Origin of the sequence: Streptomyces sp. AcH 505, from assembly GCF_000818175.1 — a bacterium.
In the GTDB taxonomy this organism is placed as follows: Bacteria; Actinomycetota; Actinomycetes; order Streptomycetales; family Streptomycetaceae; genus Streptomyces.
In genome coordinates this window covers 902,748-904,003 of record NZ_JTIY01000001.1, presented here as the reverse complement: position 1 = coordinate 904,003, position 1,256 = coordinate 902,748, and the positions used below count along the sequence as shown (strand labels likewise).

General features: G+C 72.5%; 1 protein-coding gene. It reads left to right on the top strand.

Features of this window, described 5'->3' with window-relative positions; genetic code table 11:
- Positions 1-73 precede the first annotated feature (73 nt).
- Positions 74-1,036, top strand: a complete 963-nt coding sequence (locus HY68_RS04095) for a quinone oxidoreductase (protein WP_041984473.1) — start codon at positions 74-76, stop codon at positions 1,034-1,036.
- Positions 1,037-1,256: the final 220 nt, after the last annotated feature.

Sequence of the window (1,256 nt, the reverse complement as noted above, 5' to 3'; positions counted from 1 at the left end):
GGCTGGCGCCGCTGACCGTTCTGGCGCCGTCCGTGCCCCCCACCGGGGCACGGGCGGCGCTATCGTCATGGTCATGTTCGCCGCCTACGCCGCACGCATCGACCGCGACCAGCCCCTCAACGGCCTTGAACTGGGGGAGCGTCCGGCCCCCGAGAAGCGCCCCGGCTGGACGACCGTGACCGTCAGAGCCGCCTCCCTCAACCACCACGACCTGTGGTCGCTGCGCGGGGTGGGCCTCGCCGAGGACAAACTCCCGATGATCCTCGGCTGCGACGCCGCGGGCATCGACGAGGACGGCAACGAGGTCGTCGTCTACTCCGTCGTCGGCGCCACGGGCCACGGCGTGGGCCCGCGCGAGCCCCGCTCGATCCTCACCGAGCGCTACCAGGGCACGTTCGCCGAGCAGGTCACCGTCCCGGCCTGGAACGTCCTGCCGAAGCCCGCCGAGCTGAGCTTCGAGGAAGCCGCCTGCCTGCCCACGGCCTGGCTGACCGCCTACCGCATGCTCTTCACCAACGCCGGTGTACGACCGGGCGATTCGGTCCTGGTGCAGGGCGCGGGCGGCGGCGTCGCGACGGCGGCGATCGTGCTCGGCAGCGCGGCGGGTCTGCGCGTCTACGCCACGAGCCGCTCGCCGGAGAAGCGCGCCCGCGCGGTCGAACTGGGCGCGCTGGACGCGTTCGAGCCGGGCGCGCGGCTGCCGCAGCGGGTCGACGCGGTCATCGAAACGGTGGGCGCGGCGACGTGGTCCCACTCGGTCAAGTCCCTGAAGCCGGGCGGCACGCTGGTCATCTCGGGCGCGACGAGCGGCGACAGCCCGTCACGCGCGGAGCTGACCCGGGTCTTCTTCCTGGAGCTGAAGATCGTCGGCTCGACGATGGGGTCGAAGGACGAGCTGGAGGACCTGCTGTCGTTCTGCGCGACGACGGGGGTACGACCGGTGATCGACGGGGTGCTGCCGCTGGACGGGGCGCGCGAGGGCTTCGAAAAGATGGCGCGCGGCGACGTCTTCGGCAAGATCGTCCTGACGACTTAGGGCTGGCGCCGCGCGGGTTTTGGCTGCGCCGCGTGTTCGGGTGCCGGTGTCCGGGTCCTGCGGTGTCGCCTTCCGGCGGGGGGTGCGGTTTGTGGCTGCGCCGCGTTCGTCTGGTGTCGGTGTCCGGGTCCTGCGGAGGGGGGTGTCCGGACTGCTTGTCGCATGAGCTCCTTCGCTTTACGTCCGGACACCCCCCTCCTCCGGCCCCGGCCCCCTCCCG

Bases quoted from the DNA above. Each gene is read 5' to 3' on its own strand.
- HY68_RS04095 (WP_041984473.1), top strand. From the start codon at position 74: ATGTTCGCCGCCTACGCCGCACGCATCGACCGCGACCAGCCCCTCAAC.